The sequence below is a fragment of the Streptomyces sp. NPDC020845 genome (assembly GCF_044334165.1).
Classification (GTDB): domain Bacteria; phylum Actinomycetota; class Actinomycetes; order Streptomycetales; family Streptomycetaceae; genus Streptomyces.
Genome location: NZ_JBIRSJ010000008.1, coordinates 133,769 through 150,929, shown reverse-complemented (window position 1 = coordinate 150,929; position 17,161 = coordinate 133,769). Strand labels below are relative to the sequence as shown.

Here is a 17,161-nt window from a genome sequence, read left to right as displayed (position 1 = left end):
GCGACCAGAACGAGGGCATGAGCAACGACGCACACCAGCCCCCGGGAACAGCAACTTCAGGATGGCGGATCTTCATTGGGAATGACTCGTCTAGGTGACGCGAGAGGCGCCCGGGACCGATGGGACGTCTGCGCACGGGGTTTTGAGGAGAGGATCATTGATCCGTGCCCGGCGAATATGTGTGACCGCCGTGGCGGTGCTGGTGGCCCTAGCGGGCTCGCCCGGACCGGCGCAGGCTGAACGGTCGCACGAATCGGGGCTGTTGAGTGCGACGGGCGGCAGCCCACTTCCGCCGGGGTGGCGGATCGACGGGGAGGGCGGGGCGCGTGAGCTGGTCTGGCGTGCGCCGAAGGCCGTGCCCATGGGGGATGCGCGGGTCGAGTTCCGTACCGGGGACCGGCTGCTCGGGGTGCCGAAGCCGGCGAGGGACGGGCGGACCTTCCGGCTCGCCCTCGGCGAGACGCGGCCCAAGCAGCTGACGGGCCTTCAAGTAACTGCCGCGGGGCGTCGGCTGGACGCGGCGGCCGACGACTCGCACAGGTCCGGCTCGCGCGGGGCACGGATGCCCGCGCAGGCGTCGGCGAACGGCGTTGATCCGGGCAAGCCCGGCTCGTACCGCACGGTCACCGGGGAGTACGACCTCGACCCGGTGCGCCTGCCCGGGTTCGACACCTCGGTGGAGATGACCGCCGAGGTGGTGGCGCCGAGGGGTGCTACCGGCAGCCGGCCGCTCGCGCTGTTCCTGCACGGCCGCCATGACACCTGCTACAAGCCGGGCTCCGAGGACGACGTGACCGGCGACTGGCCCTGTGCGGACGGCTACCAGCCGATCCCGAGCTACCTGGGCTATCTGCGCGACCAGCAACTGCTTGCCTCCCAGGGCTATGTGACGGTGTCGATCTCGGCGAACGGCATCAACGCCCAGGACTGGGAGGCCGAGGACGGCGGCGCGCAGGCGCGTTCCTCGCTGGTACGGCAGCACCTCGCCCGCTGGGCCGACTGGGCCGCCCATCGCTCCTCCGCCCCGGCCGTCGTACGCGAGGCGGCGAAGGCGGACCTCTCCCATGTCCTGCTCGTCGGCCACTCGCGCGGTGGCGAGGGCGTCAACCGGGCCACCATGGACAGCCTCTACCCGCCGCCGGCCGCCGAGGACGGCTACCGGGGCCCGGTGCGCTGGAAGGTGCGCGGGACTGTGCTCATCGGACCGACGATCTTCGGCCAGAATCCGGTCGCCGACGTGCCGTCCGTGACGCTGCTGCCGGGCTGCGACGGCGACGTGTCGGACCTGCAGGGCGAGGACTTCGTCGACGGGACGCGCGGGATCAGCCGGGGCACGGCACTGCACAGCGCGGTCTACATGGTCGGCGCCAACCACAACTACTTCAACAGCGAGTGGACCCCGGGCGAGGCCGTCGCACCGGCCAGGGACGACTTCGGGACCGACCCGGAGCAGCCGGACCCGGTGTGCACGCCGGGTGCCGCGACCCGGCTGACCGCCGCCCAGCAGCACAAGGCGGGCGCCACGTACATCGCCGCCGCGGCCCGGCTCTTCCTCGCCGGGGACGATCGGGTGCGTCCGCTGCTCGACGGTTCGGGCAAGCGGGCCCCGTCCGCGGACCCGGCCCGGGTGCTGACCCACGCGGTCGGCGGCCGCCGCAGCGGTGGTTTCCTGCCGGACGGCGGGGCGAGGGTGACCGGCGCCCGGCTGTGTTCGGCGATCGACCCGGACCCGGCCGTGGCCTGTCTGGATCCGGAGGCCCTCGGATCGTCACCGCACTTCGCGTCGTGGGAGACGGAACAGGAGACCGGCCGCAGCGCGGTGGACCTGAAGTGGTCCCAGCCGGGCACGGCCGCGCGTATCACTCCGGCCAAGCCGCTCTCCCTCCGCGGCTCCCAGAAGCTCGCGCTCCGGGTCTTCGTACCGCCGAACACGACCGGCACGAAGTTCGACGTGTCCGTCACCGACTCCTCCAACCGTCGGGTGAGGCTGGGCTCGGTCCAGGTGGATGGGCTCCCGGGCTCTGCGAACACCGCCTCATACTGGGCTCAGGAGCTGCGCGTCCCGCTGTCGGCCGCGACCCGGGCCGGGCTCGATCTCAGGCATGTCAAGTCCCTTGAGCTGACGCCCCGTTCGCAGTCCGGACGGGCCTGGCTGATGGACGCCTGGGGCTGGGCGCCCGGCACTTTGGCGGTGAAGGCGGCCGCACTGCCGCGTGTCGACGTGGGCCGCACGATCGTCAAGGAGGGCGACTCGGGCACCCGTACCTACCGGATCCCGGTCGAGATCTCCGGGCACGGCAGCGGGCAGGTCCGCGTGTACGTCCTCGACCCGGACAGCGGCCGGGCCGAGAACCGCCTCGTGACCGTACGGTCCGGCAGCGACGCGATCGACGTGCCGGTCGAGGTGAAGGGCGACACGGTCTACGGCGACGACGCAGAGCACGACATCGCGGTCAAGGCCGTCCACAACGCCGTCGTCGGCAAGCACCGGGGCGGGCTCACCGTCGAGAACGACGACCCCGAGCCGGTGATCACCCTGTCGCCGGTCGCGGACCGGGTGACCGAGGGAGAGACGCTGACCTGGCGGCTGTCCGTGGACGCGCCCACGGCGGTGGACATCTGGCAGCCGGCGCGGGTGCTTCCGGCCACCGAGGGCGCCGAGCTGTCCACCAAGGACGTGGACCCGCAGTGGCTCAAGGACTGGTCCGGTGACGTGCCCGACCCCGAGCGGCCGCTGTCCGACGCGCACCTGTGGGTGTGGCTGAACATCCCGCCCGGGAGCACCAGCGTGGACTTCGTCGTGCCGACCGTGCGGGACCAGGTGGCCGAGCCGACCGAGTCGATGCGCCTCGCACTGACCGACAACAACGCCGAGCCGCTGCCCGACAGGCCGGTACTGACGGGGACGGCGCTCGACAAGCCGTAAGCACGATGTACGAGGGATCGTGAGCACCCTCTTGTGCGGGGTCCGGTCTGTCCGGGCCCCGCACTTCACAAGGTCACGCGGATCCCGACCGTCCCGTCCAGCCCCCGGCGCAGCATGCTGCCGAAGAGCGTGAGCCGGCCGAGGTTGCCGTACTTACGGGCCAGACGGCGGTCGGATCCGGTCGTACACCGCTGGCGGAAGAGGCAGTCGCGTGATCCAGCGCCTGGCGCGAGAGAACCCGGCCTGGGGGTACGTCAGGATCCAGGGTGAGCTGCGACGGCCTGGCCATCGGGTCGCCGCCGCCACGATCCGGCGCGTTCCGCGCCACTCCGGCCTACCACCCGCACCGCAGCGCGCCTCCCCGCAGACCTGGTTCCTTCCTCTGTTCACAGGCCCACACGCTGCTGGCTTGCGATTTCATGCACGTGGAGACCGTTTCCCTCAGACGTCTGCGTCATCGATCAAGACCCGGCGCGTTCACGTCCTGGGTGTCACTGCCCACCCGACCGGCGTATGGGTCGCCCAACTCGCCCGCAACCTGCTCATGGGCCTCGAGGAGAGGGCTGGGGGCTTCCTGTTCGTCATCCGGGATCGGGACGGCAAGTTCACTGCCGCGTTCGACGCCGTCCTCGCCGGCAACGGCACAGCCGTCATCCCGACGCCGCCGCAGAGCCCCGGTCCAACGCGTTCGCCGAACGATGGATACGCACAGCCCGCACCGAATGCACCGACCGTCTCCTCATCACCGGCGAACGACACCTGTGTACGGTCCTGACCAGGTACGCCGAGCACTACAACGCCGGACGAGCCCACCGAAGCCTCGACCTACGTGCTCCGGACGACGACCCGGACATCATCCCCCTGCCCGCCGCCACGGTCAGGCGCCGACAGGTACTTGGTGGACTGCTCAACGAGTACCACACCACGCCACCCCGACCGCCTCACCATCCACAGGAAACGCCCAGCTCAGCAGCCTGATCGGGAATATTGACACCTTCAGGGCACCCGTGGCCCGGCATCGGGATCGGTCGGTGCCCGGCCGGGTCATGCTCGGGTGAGCACGATCTTCTTACCGCCGGCCCGTCCGGTAACCACCCGGGCGAACGCAGCCGGTCCCTCGCTCAGCGGCAGGGGTTCCGGTGCGAGTTTCAAGGTTCCCTCGACGGCCTGCTCCGCCAGCTGGACAAGCTGCGCGGCGTTGGGCTCGACGTAGAGGTCCCAACTCGTGATGCCTCGTTCCTCCGGAGGCGCGTCCGAGGTCAGGGAGCACAGTCGGCCGCCGTCCCGCAGCAAAGGCAGGGCGGCGTCCGCCGTGCTGGTGGCGATGGTGAGGGCGGCGTCGAACCCGCCGCGTACCTTGGCCGGCCAGTTCGGGTCGTGGTAGTCGACGACCTCCATCGCTCCCAGACCCAACAGGCGCTCTGCGGCGGCAGCAGACGCGGTCGCGGTCACCTCGATGCCCTTGGCCGCGGCGAGCTGGATGGCCAGGGCTCCGGTGGCCCCGCCTCCGTTGGTGATCAGGAGCCGCTGTCCTCGGCTGAGGTCCAGCTTCTCCAGGGCCTGCAACGCGGTGAGTCCGTTGACCGGCAGCGCCGCCGCGTGCACGGCGTCCAGCCCGGGTGGGCAGGCTGCCGCGTGATCCGCGTTGATCAGAACGCGTTCGGCCCAGAAGCCGCTTCCCCCGGGCAGCGGGGCCTCGTGTGCGAGCACCCGGTCGCCTACGGCAAACCCGGTGAGACCCGCGCCGACGGCCAGCACCTTGCCCGCGCCCTCCACTCCCAGCGCCGCCGGAGGGCGCAGCCCCACGTCCCAACCAGCGCTGTTCAGCAGTTCGTCCCACGGGCCGACCCCGGCCGCCTCAACCGCCACCAGGATCTGACCGGGCCCGGGAGGTGACGGTTCGGGCAACTCCAGCAGGGCGACTTCCTTCTCGGCCCCGGACACTCCGCACGCCTTCACAACAGATCTTTGTCCTCTCACTCAGTCCGGCCGATCGGGAGGTACGGGCCGGAAACCCAAAGCAAGCAACAGTGTCGACCACGGGATCCCCTACAGAGGTCGCTCGTGGTCTCAGCCGCATTGGTGTCGAGCCTGTGCAGCTAGTGACCCGGACATGTGGTCGATTTGAAGAGTGACTAACTGGGCCAATCGTGGAATGGATCTGCACCTGGACCTTGGGGCGGGGCGGGGCGTACGTCATCGTGTTCGAGTAGCGAAAGCGCCGCCCACGCTGCGGCAGCGGCTCCAGGCGGTCCCACAGCTCATCCGACACGATCCACGGCGACGTCCCCACGCTGCCCGCACTGCTGGCGTTGGTCGAGCCCGACGAGCGGGGCGATCCGATGTCGCCGCTGCGGTGGACGACGAAGTCGACCCGGAAGCTGGCAGCGGAGCTGGCCCGGCAGGGCCACCGGGTCTCCGCCGACACGGTCGCTGGCCTGCTGCGGGAGGAAGGCTTCAGTCTGCAGGCCAACGCCAAGACCGTCGAAGGCGCTCAGCACCCGGACCGCGACGCCCAGTTCCGCTACCTCAACGAGCAGGCGCGAGATCACAGCGACGCTGGTGACCGGGTGATCAGCGTGGACACCAAGAAGAAGGAGCTGATCGGCGACTACAAGAACGCCGGGCACGAGTGGCGACCCGCCCAGCAGCCCGTGAAGGTCAACACGCACGACTTCCCCGGCCAGGCCCGGAAGGCGATTCCGTATGGGATCTACGACATGGCCGCGAACACCGGCTGGGTCACCATCGGCACCGATCACGACACGGCGGCGTTCGCCGTCGCCTCGATCCGCCGCTGGTGGCAGACCCGCGGCCAGCACGACTACCCCCGCGCCCGCCGGCTGCTGATCACTGCCGACGGCGGGGGCTCCAACGGCTACCGCACCCGCGGCTGGAAGACCCACCTCGCCGACCTCGCCGGCGAAACGGGCCTGGAGATCACCGTGTGCCATCCGCCTCCCGGCACCGGCTGTTCTCCCACATCACCATCAACTGCCGTGGCAGGCCTCTGACCAGCCATGAAGTCATGCTCCAAACCATCGCCGCGACCACCAGCCGCACCGGCCTGACCGTGCACGCCGAACTCGACAGCGGTCACTGCCCCACCCACCGGCATCCAAATCAGCGACGAGGCCATCGCTGTTTTGCCGATCACCCGGCATCGCTTCCACGGAGACGGGAACCAAACCCTCCACACCGCAGACCGGCGACCGCGTCCGGACCGCCCGCAGCGCAACCGGTCCCCAGCCGGCGGCTCTCACTCGCTCATGCCCGATGAACTGCAGCACCCTGAGCTGACCGGCATGACACGCCAGCATTTCAGCGACCTGGTCAACACCTTGATCCCTGAGCTGGAGGAGCACCGCGAGCAAGCCCGCCACGCAGCTCGCGGCGGACCACGCCGCGTCGCACGCGGCACAGGCCGCAAACCTACCCTCACTCCCGCCGAACAGATCCTGGTCACCATCCTCTACCTGCGGAAACACGCTCTTCAGGAGCTTCTCGGCCAGCTCTTCAACACCACCGCGATGACCATCAGCCGTGCAGTGAAAGATGTCCGCCCGCTCATCGGCGCCACAGACGGGGACGGGCAACCGGGCGCCTCGCGGTTCGGCGGCCTGCCCTGGCTGGGCGCGGATGAACCATGGCCTCGCTGCGCCGACTGCGCGGCCCCGCTGACGTTCTTCGTGCAACTCGACCTCGCGGGCGCGCCCAAGCAGGCGCGGGATCTGGGCACGGGGTTGTTGCAGTTGTTCCACTGCACCGCGTGCAACCCGTACCGCGCCTTCTCGGGTGGCCACCTGGTTCGGGTCGTCGACGCGGCCGGCCAAGCGTCGTCGCCGACACCGCCCGACGGTGTCCCACTGTTCCCGGAGCGGCCGATTGCCGGGTGGGCGCGTGCGGTCAGGGACTATCCGTACCGCGAGGCAGACGAGTCGGAACTACTCCCGGAGGAACGCGCCGCCGTGTTCGGGCTCAACCGCCAGGGCGACAAGCTGGGAGGGTGGCCGAACTGGGTCCAGGACCCCGGGTACCCGAACTGCCCCCGCGGGGACCACCGCATGACGCAGCCGGTCCTGCAGATCGACTCCGGACGCGGGGTACCTCATGTGTGGGGCGACTACGGCGCGGGCTACATCGTGCAGTGCCCCACGCACCGCGATCAGGTCGCCTTCCTGTGGCAGTCGGCGTGACCGCAGCGGTTGATGTCCGCCGCCCAGAGGGCGTCTTCGGCGAGCTCCCGTACGTCTGCGATCAGCTCCAGCAGGGCCGACTCGTCGTTGAAGACTCGGCGTGAGGCGAGTCGTCGCGGAGCCCGGGGCGGCCAAGTTCTCTGAGCCGTCCAACGGCGACAAGCTCACAGCCATACCCCGAACCCCTGGGTCCACCGATGTTACGAATGACCAGCTCAGACCCACGCTTGGAGGGTAGGACGCGCTCAGCGCAGCCGGCGTGCGCGCAGCACCAGGTCGTCGGTATGGTGCGCGCCGGCGCCGCCGTCGGGTGCCACGCGTGGCCGCTGCTCGTCCACCTCCACCTCCCAGTCGTCGCTGAGCAGAGCGGCGACCATCGAGGGCCAGACGTAGTCAGCCGGGTCGAAGCCGCTGTCGTGCGCCTGCTGGTTGTCCATCCCCGCGTGGTGTACGAGCAGCAGCACGCCGCCGGGCGCGACGGCCGCGAGCAGCGCTCGCTCGGCTGCGGCGTGGGGGGTGCGCAGCAGGGCTGGGTACTGCGCGGAGACCAGGTCAAAGGAGGCTGGCGGGAGCGCCGCCTCCGTCAGGGCGGCGTGTACCCAGCGAACGGTGACGCCCGCGTCCCGTGCGTGCCCGGCCGCCCGCTCCAGCGCCACGCCCGAGACCTCGAGCGCGGTCACGTCCCAGCCGCCGCGCGCGAGCCAGACGGCGTCCGCGCCCTCGCCACAGCCGACGTCGAGCACCCGCCCGGGTGTGAGCCCGGCGACCTCGGCCACGAGCGCACCGTTGGGCTGGCCGCTCCACAGTTGTTGTCGGTCGGCGTACCGGTTGTCCCACTCCGCCCGCACCGCGGGGTCTCCGACGTAGCCGTCGGCAGGCGAGGGGGTGCCGGACGCGCGCGATCCTGCTGTGATGTTGTCGGTCACGGACCCACCATCGCCCCTCATGTCCCGGGCACGCCACTGCTGTTGCCGGTCCGGCAAAACGGCGTCCAAGGGGCGAAGAACAGGTCGTCACGCTGGCCGGTTGGCCGCCACGCCCACTCGGTGTGCGGCGTCTCCAGCAGCTCGGGCAGCAGGGCGACGTCGACCCGCGGCCTGATGCCCCGGATCCGCCGCTGCAGCGCGACCGGGGACGTGACCGCTGACGTCGGGGGTTCGGCCGTCTTCCGTCTCGCTTCTTGCCCGGCTCAGGGAAGACAAAAAGGCGGCCCGTCCTGGGGAGGCCTGATTTCTGAGTACATAGCTGAGTATCGGGTCGGATGCGGGGCGGACGGCCTCTGGTGATTCTTGTCCGCATGAGTGAGACATCAGTCAGCCAGCAAAGTACGGCCGCGTTCTACGGTCAGGCGGTCGCCTCCTTCGCTGTCGCCATGGCGGCCACCGCTGTCGGCATTTTCCGGCTGAACGCCGACGCCTGGGTACGCGGCTTCCTGGCCATCGCCGTCCTCTATCTGGTGACCTCCGCTTTTACCCTGGCCAAGGTGATCCGGGACCGGCAGGAGGCCGGGCAGATCGTCAGCCGGGTCGATCAGGCGCGGATGGAGAAGTTGCTCACCGAGCACGATCCGTTCGAAAAGCTGTGAACCGTTCCGCATCCCTCTGAAAGCCGACGACGACGATGCCGAGGACGCCCACAAGCCTGCTCCGGGGGCGCGCGCCGCGTAATGGATCTGCACGTCGCCGTCGCCTGGATCCTGCAGATCGCCGAGATCGCCGGCGCAGGCGATCCGGCTCCGGACGACTACGGAATCCCGGTTGCCGCGGTGGCCTGCCACAAGGCCGACCTCCTCGAGCAGCCGGTCTACGACGGCCCCTACGCGCGAGCCGCAGCCCTGGTACACGTCCTGGGACGCTGCGCTGGCTGGTAACGCTCCAACCTCGCGGTCGCGGCGGCAACCGGCGTGATGTACCTGGAAGCCTCCGGCATTCCCGTCAAACCCACCCACGACGATGCTGTAGCCCTGCGCGACCTGCTACGCGACCCGACCTGCACAGCCGCTCAAATCGCAGCATTGCTGGGGACATGGCGGCTGACCCGCGTGATCGTCACAATCGTGCTGGCGGTGCTCGCCGCGGTCGTGGTCGCCTCCCACACCTCGGACGTCGCGCGTGCGGCCCGCCTGGACGTAGGCGCGGACGCGTCCTTCGGTGGTGTGCTGCAGGCGGGCGGCCTGCTGTTCTTCGCCTTCGCCGGCTACGCGCGCATCGCCACGCTGGGCGAGGAGGTGCGCGATCCAGCGCGGACCATCCCCCGCGCCATCCCGCTCGCGCTGGGCATCACACTCGTCGTCTACGCCCTCGTCGCCGTCTCCGCTCTGACAGTGCTCGGCCCGACCCGCCTGGCCGAGTCCTCCGCGCCGCTGTCCGAGCAGGCGCGGGCCGCGGGCGCCGACTGGCCGGCCCCCGTGGTCCAGGTGGGCGCGGCGATGGCGGCGCTGGGCTCGCTGCTCGCGCTCATCCTCGGCGTCTCGCGCACCACACTGGCCATGGCCCGCGACCGGCACCTGCCGCATCCCCTGTCCGCCGTGCACCCCCGGTTCAAGGTGCCGCACCGGGCCGAACTGGCGGTCGGCGCGGTGGTGGCCGTGCTCGCAGCAGTAGCGGACGTGCGCGGGGCGATCGGGTTCTCCTCCTTCGGCGTGCTGGCCTACTACGCCATCGCCAACGCCTCCGCCTGGACCCTCACCCCGCAGGAATGCCGCCTGGCCGGATCATCCCCGTTGTCGGCCTGGCCGGATGCCTCATCCTCGCCTTCGCCCTGCCCCTTGCCTCGGTGATCTCGGGCGCTGCGGTCCTGGCGGTCGGCGCCGCCGCCTACGCCATTCGCCGCATGTTCGCCGGTCGGCCGGCCGCCTGACCCCTCGTCCGGCTTCCCACGGAAGCTGCCCGAGGGCCGGGCCGGGCCGGGTACCGGTACCTTGCGCGGACCCTCAGCCGGGTGAGCGGCCACCCGTCGGTGGCATTTCCTACGGGGCCTCGTCGCCGAGGACTTCGCGGGCCAGCTCCCGCAGCGCCTGCCGGTCTTCGGCCAGCGCCTTCTCCCCTGCCTCCGTCGCCTTGTAGACGCGCCTCGTGCGCCCGTCGACCACGCGCTGCTCGGAGGTGAGCAGCCCATCGGCCTCCAGCCGGTGCACCGTCGGATACAGCGTGCCCGGGCTGATCTCGTAGCCGTGCCGGGCCAGTTCCGCAGTCGTCCATACGCCGTGGATCTCCTCTTCGGCCGCGTGGTGCAGGATGTGCAGCCGCACCGCGCCCCGCTGGAACTCCCGCACCCGAAATCCACCTCCACGCTGCCGACCGGCAGTGGCGAAACCGATATCGGCCACCGATCCTGCGCCTGTCGTTTCGGGCCGTCTGTCCCCGCCGCCCGGCCACGGGGGCCGAACAGCAGGCCCCAGCGGGCAGGGAGGCACAAGCGGGCGCCACCGCCTCCAGAACGGGCACCGCTCACCGGCCGTGGTGATGTACACCCCGTCGCCGTGGCCGGAATCGACCACCTTGGTGTCACCGGTGACCACGGTGACGTCGGCCGCTCGAGCAGCCGCGCCGATCGCCTGGGCGACCCGGCCGACGGTGGCCAGTTCCGTCCTGACGGTGTCGGCCACTGATTCGTGTTCGCCGTCCCTGCGGTGGGACGCCGCACGTGGCACGTTGGACACGGCGACATCGTGGGGGAAAGGCGACGGTCATGCGAGCTCACATCGGTGATCAACTCGTCGTCGAAAGCCCGACAACCGGGGCTGCCAGGCGCGACGGCGAGATTGTCGGACTCCGGCACGCGGATGGAACACCTCCTTATGACGTGCGGCCGGATCGGCTGACCGGAGTCTGGCGAGTCTCATCAGGCTGGCCGCTGCGCTGGGGACCAGCGTCGCGGCGCTGCGCGGCGTCGGAATCGAGCTGCCGCCCGGCCGGGGCCGGGCGCTCCCGCACCCTCAGTTGCGGGATCTCAGCCCGGATGAGTGCCGCGCTCGCCTTCCGGACCGCGTCCGACTCGGTGCCGGCGGCGGCTGTGGGGGCGGAGGTCGCCTTCGAGGTCGATCATGTGGACGAGGCCATGAGCCAGGGCTGGAGCGTGCTCGTCGTCGGCTCCGCGCGGGCTGTCACAGAGCCCGACGCCGTGCGGCGGCTGGCCGGTCGCGCTCTCACCACACCATGGCCGGGGGCGAACGCGAGATGTGGGTGTCGATCCGGCCGCTCGCCTCACGGGCCGCCGCATCAGCCCGGCCGACCGGTGAGTGGCCGGGCTGCCCAGCTTTTGAGAGCCGGTCCGTGTGTCGCGATGGCACCTGAGCGGTGCGAGGGTATTTACGGGGGGTGCTCAGCTGCCGGGACGGAAGGCGGTAGGGACGATGGAAACCTCGATGGTCGTGGGCGTCGACGGGTCGGATTCCAGCTTGGAGGCAGTGGACTGGGCGGTGGACGAGGCGGCACGCCGCGGGCTGCCGCTGCGGCTTGTCTACGCCTCCCTGTGGGAGCGCTATGAGGGAGGGCGTCCGTCCTTCAGCACTGATCGTCCCGCCGAAGAGCTCATGGCGGAGCACATCATCGCCTCATGCGCGGAACGGGCCGCGCTTCGCAATCCAGAGGCGAAGGTGTCGGGCGAGGTCGTGCCCGACGATGCCGTTTCCGCGCTGCTGCGCGAGGGCCATGAGGCAGGTGTCCTGATCACCGGTTCTCGCGGCCGTAGCGAGCTGGCCGGGCTGCTGCTGGGGTCGGTCAGCCTCACGGTGGCCGCCCGCGCCGAGTGTCCGGTCATCGTGGTCCGTGGTTCGGAGCAGAATCGGCGGGGAGCCTTCGGGCGGGTGGTGGTCGGGGTCGGTGACTCGGCCAAGGGCTCGGACGCAGTGGGGTTCGCCTTGAGCGAGGCCGAGGCCCGCGGCTGCGCCCTGGAGGCCGTACGGGCCTGGCGCTGTCCGGCCCATGAGCACGTGGATCACCCTCTGCTCGCGGACGATGCGGCTCGAGTGCATGAGGAACGGGCTCTGGCCGAACTCGCCGACGCACTACGCGAGGCGCTGAGGGAGCATCCTCGGGTCGATGTACATCGCAGGCCGGTCGAAGGCCCCGCCCACAAGGCCCTCGTGGAGACATCGGCCGGTGCCGACTTGATTGTCGTCGGCGCTCTGAGACGACACGGCCACTTCGGTCTGCAGCTCGGCAGGGTTGCCCACACCCTGCTGCATCACTCCGAGTGCCCGGTCGCCGTCGTTCCTCAGCGAGGCTGACGGAACAGGGCCGCGGGAGGCACCTGCCGTCACCCTGAGGCTGGGGGATGTCGTGCCCGCCCCCAGGGCGGGCACTGGGGACACGACGGGAGGGCGTCGGAGCCCTGCCGATCTGCGGGCCGGATGACCGGCTCCACGGGATCATTACCGACCGTGACATCGTGGTGAACTGCCTCGCCAAGGGCAAGGACCCCAGGACCATGCCCGCGGGCCAGCTGGCGCAGGGCAAGCCGATCACGATTGACGCCGAGGCAGACGTCGACCACGTCCTTCGGTCACGGCACGGTCAGGCGCACCGCCGTGACCTTGTACTCGGGGCAGGAGGTGACGGTGTCCGCGTGGTCGGAGGTCAGGCGGTTCACTCCGCTCGCGGGGAAGTGGAAGGAACAGAAGACCTGTCCGGGGGGTGTCTGTTCGCTGATCCGGGCGATGAGGTGGGCCCGGCCGTGGCGGCTCTCCACCGTGAGCGGCAGGCCGTCGCGCACTGCGTACCGGAGGGCGTCGTCGGGGTTGAGGTCGAGGAAGTCGGTCGGATCGAGGGTGAGGTTGTCGCCGCGGCGGGTCATGCTCCCGGAGTTGTAGTGGGCCCAGCGCCGCCCGGTGACCAGGATCAGCGGATAGTCGTCGTCGGGCTGCTCGCCCGGCGGCAGATAGGGGGGTGCGGCGAGGTGGGCGCGTCCGTCGGGTGTGGCGAACCGTTCCTCGTACAGCTTGGCTTCACCGGCGCGGTCCGGGTCCGGGCATGGCCAGGGGATGGCACCGTCGCGGTCCAGCCGGCCGTGTGAGAGGCCCGCGAAGACGGGTGCGACCCGGCCGCACTCGGCCAGGGCTTCGGCCGGAGTCGGGCAGCCGAGGGCGGTGCCCATGGCCGTCGCCACGGCGTGCACGATCTCGAAGTCGGTACGTGCCTCGCCCGGCGGGGGCACGGCGGGCCTGACCCGCTGGAACCGCCGGTCGAAGTTGACGAAAGTGCCCTCCTTCTCCAGCCAGGACGCCGCCGGCAGCACGATGTCGGCGTGGCGGGCGGTTTCGGACAGGAACAGTTCGTTGCAGACGACGAGCGGGCACGTGTCCAGGGCTTCGGCCACCCGGTTCGTGTCGGGGTCGGTGGCGCAGACGTCCTCGCCGATGACCCACAGGGCCCGGAGATCCCCCGCCCGTGCGGCGGCGAACATGTCCGGGATCCGCAGTCCGGGCCGCCCTGGAACCGGTGCCCCCCACACCGCCTCGGCCCGGGACCGTGCGGCAGGGTCGGTCACCTTTCCGTAGCCGGGCAGGCAGTCGGGCAGCGCGCCCATGTCCGAGGCGCCCTGGACGTTGTTCTGGCCGCGCAGCGGGTTGACCCCGTGCCCGCGGTCGGTGCCCACGGCGCCGCGCAGGATCGCCAGGTTGGCCAGGGTCCGCACCCCGTCCGTGCCGTGCAGGTGTTCGGTGACGCCCAGTCCGTAGACGATGGCGGGCTGTCGGGCACGGCCGTACAGCCGGGCGGCGGCCATCAGGTCCGCGACGGGTACGCCGGTGATCTCCGCGACCCGGTCGGGCGGGTAGTCGTCCAGCAGCTCGGCGAGTTCCGGCAGGCCGGTGGCCCGCTCGCGCAGGAACCCCTCGTCGGCGAGGCCTTCGGCGAGCAGGACGTGGGCGAGCCCGTGAAAGAGGGCGACGTTGGTGCCGGGGCGGGGGCGCAGATGTACGTCGGCGTGGAGGGCGAGGCCGACGGCGCGGGGATCGGCGACGACCAGCCTGGCCCCGCGCAGCACGCGCCGGAGCAGTCGCGCTCCGACCACCGGATGGGCTTCGACCGGGTTGGCCCCGACCACCAGCAGGCAGTCGGACCGCTCGACGTCGTCGAAGGTGTCGGTGCCGCCGGAGAGCCCGAAGGAGGCGGTCAGGCCGGCGGCGGACGGGGAGTGGCACAGCCGGGAGCAGTTGTCGACGTTGTTTGTGCCGACCACGGCCCGCATGAACTTCTGGACGAGGTAGTTCTCCTCGTTGGTGGCGCGGGCCGAGGAGATCGCCGCCACGGCGTTCGGGCCCCCGGCGCCGATGGCCGCACGCAGTCCGCGGGCGACCTCGCCGAGCGCTTCGTCCCAGCCGACGGACTCCAGGCGGCCATCGCGGCCGTCGCGCCGCAGCAGGGGCCGGGTGAGCCGTTCGGGGGAGGTGAGATAGCCGTGGGCGAAGCGGCCCTTCACACATGCGTGCCCGTGGTTGACGGGGCCGTCCCGGGCGGGCAGGACCGCCTCGACCTCGCCGTTGCGGGTGACGACGTCCAGCGCGCAGCCGACACCGCAGTAGCCGCATGTCGTACGGGTGGCGTGCGTACGGGGGGCGGTCGGCCGATGGGCGGAGGTGAGCCCGCGCCCGGGCCCCGGCTCGGTGATCGCGCCGGTGGGGCAGGTGTCGACGCAGCCGCCGCAGGCCACGCAGTCCGACTCGGCCCAGGGTCCGCCGGTGCCGGGGGCGACCACGGTGTCGGCGCCCCGGCCGACCAGGGTGAGGGCGAAGGTGCCCTGTACCTCGGCGCACATGCGGACGCACCGGCCGCAGGCGATGCACAGATCCCGGTCCAGGTGGACGTACGGGTGGGAGTCGTCCTCGCCCCGGCCTCCGGCACCCCGCGCCGCCTCGGGACCGATACCCGTCGACCGGCAGACCTGCGCGAGTTCGCTGGGGTTGCCGGTCGCGAGGGCACGGGAGGGCAGGGCGGAGACGATGAGCTCCACCGCGTCCCGACGCAGCCGCTGAAGGTCGTCGGTGGCGGCTTCGACGCGGACACCGGACGCGGCCGGGGTCACACAGGCCGCCGCGATGTGTCCGTCGGCCCGCACCAGACAGGTACGGCAGGAGCCCGCGGGGCTGAACCGGTCGTCGGAGCAGAGCGTGGGCAGCTCGATCCCGGCCGTCCGCACCGCCGCGAGCAGTGAGGCCCCCTCGGGGACGGCGACGCCCCTGCCATCGACCTCGACCTCGATCTCGATTCCGGTCATGGGGCCCATCCCGCCAGTCGGTCCCCGTAGGCGCGGGCGAGGCTGTGCACGGCGGGCGGGATCCGCCGGCCGAAGGCACACAGGCTCGCCTCGGCCAGAACAGGCGCGAGCCGTTCCCACTCCTCCCCGGGCGGAGTGTCGGCGGACGCCAGCTCCAGGCCGCGGCGCGAACCCACGCGGCAGGGTGAACAGGCGCCGCAGCTCTCGGCCGCGGCGAACTGCCAGATGTGCCGCAGCACCTCTTCCGGCGTCACCCGCTGGTCGAAGGCGACCAGTCCGGCATGGCCGAGAGCGGCGCCCCGGGCCGTGAGATCGGCGGTGGTCAGCGGCACGTCCAGCGCGTCGGGGGCGAGGAAACCACCCAGCGGCCCGCCGACCTGGAGAGCCGTCAGCTCGCACCCCTCCCGCAGGCCGCCGCCCAGCTCGGTGACGATCCGCAACAGCGGGGTGCCCAGCTCGACCTCGTACGCCCCCGGCCGGGCGAACCGCTCCGACAGGCAGACCAGCTTCGTTCCGGTCTCACTTCGAACCCCCCGCCGGGCGTATGCCTCGCCGCCCCGGGAGACGATCCACGGGACGGCCGCCAGGGTCTCCACGTTGTTCACCACCGTCGGCGCGTCCCACAGCCCGCGCCGGGTCGGGTAGGGCGGGCGCGGCCGGGCGCACCCCCGATCCCCCTCCAAGCTCGCGATCAGTGCGGTCTCCTCACCCGCGACGTACGAACCCGCCCCCTCCACCACCTCGACGTCCATGGCCGTGGCCGTTCCGTGAACGGAAGAACCGAAGTGCCCGTCGGCGTAAGCCCGCTCGACCGCCTCCCGCACGCGTGCCAGCGCACGCGGATACTCCGAGCGCACCAGCACCACACCCCGGCGCGCCCCGCACGCGAAGCAGGCCAGTGCCAGGCCCTCCAGCACCCGCTCCGGATCCGCCTCCATCAGCAGCCGATCGGCGAAGGAGCCGGGATCGCCCTCGTCGCCGTTGACCACCACCACGGTGTCCGGTGTCCGGCCCGCCGCTTCCCACTTCGAGGCCACCCGGAACCCCGCCCCGCCACGCCCCCGCAGCCCGGACGCGGCCACCTCTCGCCGGACCTCGTCAGGGGAGCCCGCTGTTACCGTCCGCGGCCACACCTGCCATGCGGGCTCACCGGCCACCACACCCCCCAGCAGCACGGGGGCGCCCGTGTCGTCGGTCACCGGGATCTCCGGTGCCCGAGGCGGCTCGCGCCCCGCGAGCTGACCGGCCAGCGTCGGGCCCGCACGGGGCCGGTCACCGTCGAGCGCGGCGGGGCCCGCGTAGCAGTACCCCAGACAGCGGACCGCCTGCACCGACGTCTCGCCGTCCGGTGAGGCCGTGCCCGTGGGAACGCCCAGCTCGCGCTCCACATCGGTGAGATGCCGTCCGGCTTGGGCGGTGAAGCACGCGGTGCCCGCGCAGACCCGGACGTGGCGGCGGCCGTGCGGGGCGGCGAGGTCCGCGTAGTAATCGGCCGGTCCGAGCGCGGCGGCAGCGGGCAGACCGAAACCGGCGGCGATGTTCGGAGCCCAGACCTCGGGGCTGTCCGCCGTTCCTGCCCTGGCCTCGGCCAGCGACGTGATCAGCCGGTCTCCCGGCCGCCCGCGCCGGTCGGCCAGGGCCCGGAACGCGTCGAAACGGTCCGCAGGATCCATGACCTCATCGTGGTGGCAGCCGCACAAGGGTGCAATCCGTGCATAAGGGGGCGGTTGTGATCTGGGTCGTCCCAGCCCCGGCGCGGCACCCGGCAGTGGCACAGCTGCCGGATGGTGACCGGCGGCAGACGGGGGCAGGCTGGATGGTG

At 71.4% G+C, this 17,161-nt stretch carries 10 protein-coding genes and 7 pseudogenes; 10 read left to right on the top strand and 7 right to left on the bottom strand.

Annotated elements, in window-relative coordinates; genetic code table 11:
• The first annotated feature begins 157 nt into the window (after positions 1–157).
• Positions 158–2,926 (top strand): hypothetical protein, encoded by a 2,769-nt coding sequence (locus ACH4U7_RS21910; RefSeq protein WP_398529534.1) that lies wholly within the window; start codon positions 158–160, stop codon positions 2,924–2,926.
• Between the two features lie 65 nt (positions 2,927–2,991).
• Here ACH4U7_RS21910 and ACH4U7_RS21905 read toward each other — a convergent pair.
• Positions 2,992–3,090, bottom strand: a pseudogene (locus ACH4U7_RS21905) (PPOX class F420-dependent oxidoreductase); the annotation flags it as partial.
• 349 nt (positions 3,091–3,439) lie between these two features.
• Between ACH4U7_RS21905 and ACH4U7_RS21900 the strand changes: the two are divergent.
• The gene (locus tag ACH4U7_RS21900) at positions 3,440–3,904 is read left to right on the top strand and encodes an integrase core domain-containing protein (protein ID WP_398529533.1); all 465 of its coding nucleotides are present in this window, start codon (positions 3,440–3,442) and stop codon (positions 3,902–3,904) included.
• Positions 3,905–3,970: 66 nt separating this feature from the next.
• On the opposite strand, the gene ACH4U7_RS21895 is transcribed toward ACH4U7_RS21900, so the two are convergent.
• Positions 3,971–4,870 (bottom strand): NADP-dependent oxidoreductase, encoded by a 900-nt coding sequence (locus tag ACH4U7_RS21895; protein WP_398529532.1) that lies wholly within the window; start codon positions 4,868–4,870, stop codon positions 3,971–3,973.
• 269 nt (positions 4,871–5,139) lie between these two features.
• Here ACH4U7_RS21895 and ACH4U7_RS21890 point away from each other — a divergent pair.
• A pseudogene (locus ACH4U7_RS21890) lies at positions 5,140–6,498 on the top strand (ISAzo13 family transposase); the annotation flags it as partial.
• Positions 6,475–7,122: a DUF1963 domain-containing protein gene (locus ACH4U7_RS21885; protein ID WP_398529808.1), complete on the top strand. Its 648-nt coding sequence runs from the start codon at positions 6,475–6,477 to the stop codon at positions 7,120–7,122. The pseudogene ACH4U7_RS21890 and the gene ACH4U7_RS21885, both read left to right, overlap by 24 nt.
• Before the next feature lie 245 nt (positions 7,123–7,367).
• Here the strand turns inward: ACH4U7_RS21885 and ACH4U7_RS21880 are convergent, their stop codons facing one another.
• Entirely contained in the window at positions 7,368–8,048 is a 681-nt protein-coding gene (locus tag ACH4U7_RS21880) for a class I SAM-dependent methyltransferase (RefSeq protein ID WP_398529531.1), read from the bottom strand.
• Between the two features lie 371 nt (positions 8,049–8,419).
• Here ACH4U7_RS21880 and ACH4U7_RS21875 point away from each other — a divergent pair, with 371 nt between their 5' ends.
• The 3 genes and pseudogenes from ACH4U7_RS21875 to ACH4U7_RS21865 form a co-directional block, all read left to right on the top strand.
• Positions 8,420–8,707: a YiaA/YiaB family inner membrane protein gene (locus ACH4U7_RS21875; protein WP_398529530.1), complete on the top strand. Its 288-nt coding sequence runs from the start codon at positions 8,420–8,422 to the stop codon at positions 8,705–8,707.
• Between the two features lie 81 nt (positions 8,708–8,788).
• Positions 8,789–9,151: pseudogene (locus tag ACH4U7_RS21870) on the top strand (fic family toxin-antitoxin system, toxin component); the annotation flags it as partial.
• Positions 9,152–9,981, top strand: a pseudogene (locus ACH4U7_RS21865) (APC family permease); the annotation flags it as partial.
• Between the two features lie 109 nt (positions 9,982–10,090).
• Here ACH4U7_RS21865 and ACH4U7_RS21860 read toward each other — a convergent pair.
• Entirely contained in the window at positions 10,091–10,372 is a 282-nt protein-coding gene (locus ACH4U7_RS21860; RefSeq protein ID WP_398529807.1) for a PadR family transcriptional regulator, read from the bottom strand.
• A gap of 201 nt (positions 10,373–10,573) precedes the next feature.
• Positions 10,574–10,708 (bottom strand): annotated as a pseudogene (locus ACH4U7_RS21855) (hydrogenase expression/formation protein HypE); the annotation flags it as partial.
• A gap of 104 nt (positions 10,709–10,812) precedes the next feature.
• Here ACH4U7_RS21855 and ACH4U7_RS21850 point away from each other — a divergent pair.
• The 3 genes and pseudogenes from ACH4U7_RS21850 to ACH4U7_RS21840 form a co-directional block, all read left to right on the top strand.
• A pseudogene (locus ACH4U7_RS21850) lies at positions 10,813–11,362 on the top strand (DUF1918 domain-containing protein).
• Between the two features lie 114 nt (positions 11,363–11,476).
• Positions 11,477–12,352 carry a universal stress protein gene (locus ACH4U7_RS21845; RefSeq protein ID WP_398529529.1) on the top strand — a complete coding sequence of 292 codons (876 nt, stop codon included), beginning with the start codon at positions 11,477–11,479 and terminating at the stop codon, positions 12,350–12,352.
• Between the two features lie 47 nt (positions 12,353–12,399).
• Positions 12,400–12,504: pseudogene (locus ACH4U7_RS21840) on the top strand (hypothetical protein); the annotation flags it as partial.
• Positions 12,505–12,627: 123 nt separating this feature from the next.
• Here the strand turns inward: ACH4U7_RS21840 and fdhF are convergent.
• Positions 12,628–15,339, bottom strand: coding sequence for a formate dehydrogenase subunit alpha (gene fdhF, locus ACH4U7_RS21835; RefSeq protein WP_398529528.1), 2,712 nt, complete (start codon positions 15,337–15,339; stop codon positions 12,628–12,630).
• Positions 15,336–17,012 carry an NAD(P)H-dependent oxidoreductase subunit E gene (locus ACH4U7_RS21830; RefSeq protein WP_398529527.1) on the bottom strand — a complete coding sequence of 559 codons (1,677 nt, stop codon included), beginning with the start codon at positions 17,010–17,012 and terminating at the stop codon, positions 15,336–15,338. Before ACH4U7_RS21830 ends, fdhF begins: the two co-directional genes overlap by 4 nt.
• Positions 17,013–17,161: the final 149 nt, after the last annotated feature.

What these genes read in the sequence shown, in the direction of transcription:
- ACH4U7_RS21900 (WP_398529533.1), top strand. Translation starts at nt 3,440, where the DNA reads ATGGGTCGCCCAACTCGCCCGCAACCTGCTCATGGGCCTCGAGGAGAG.
- ACH4U7_RS21875 (WP_398529530.1), top strand. Translation starts at nt 8,420, where the DNA reads ATGAGTGAGACATCAGTCAGCCAGCAAAGTACGGCCGCGTTCTACGGT.
- ACH4U7_RS21845 (WP_398529529.1), top strand. Translation starts at nt 11,477, where the DNA reads ATGGAAACCTCGATGGTCGTGGGCGTCGACGGGTCGGATTCCAGCTTG.
- fdhF (WP_398529528.1), bottom strand. Translation starts at nt 15,339, where the DNA reads ATGACCGGAATCGAGATCGAGGTCGAGGTCGATGGCAGGGGCGTCGCC.
- ACH4U7_RS21830 (WP_398529527.1), bottom strand. Translation starts at nt 17,012, where the DNA reads ATGGATCCTGCGGACCGTTTCGACGCGTTCCGGGCCCTGGCCGACCGG.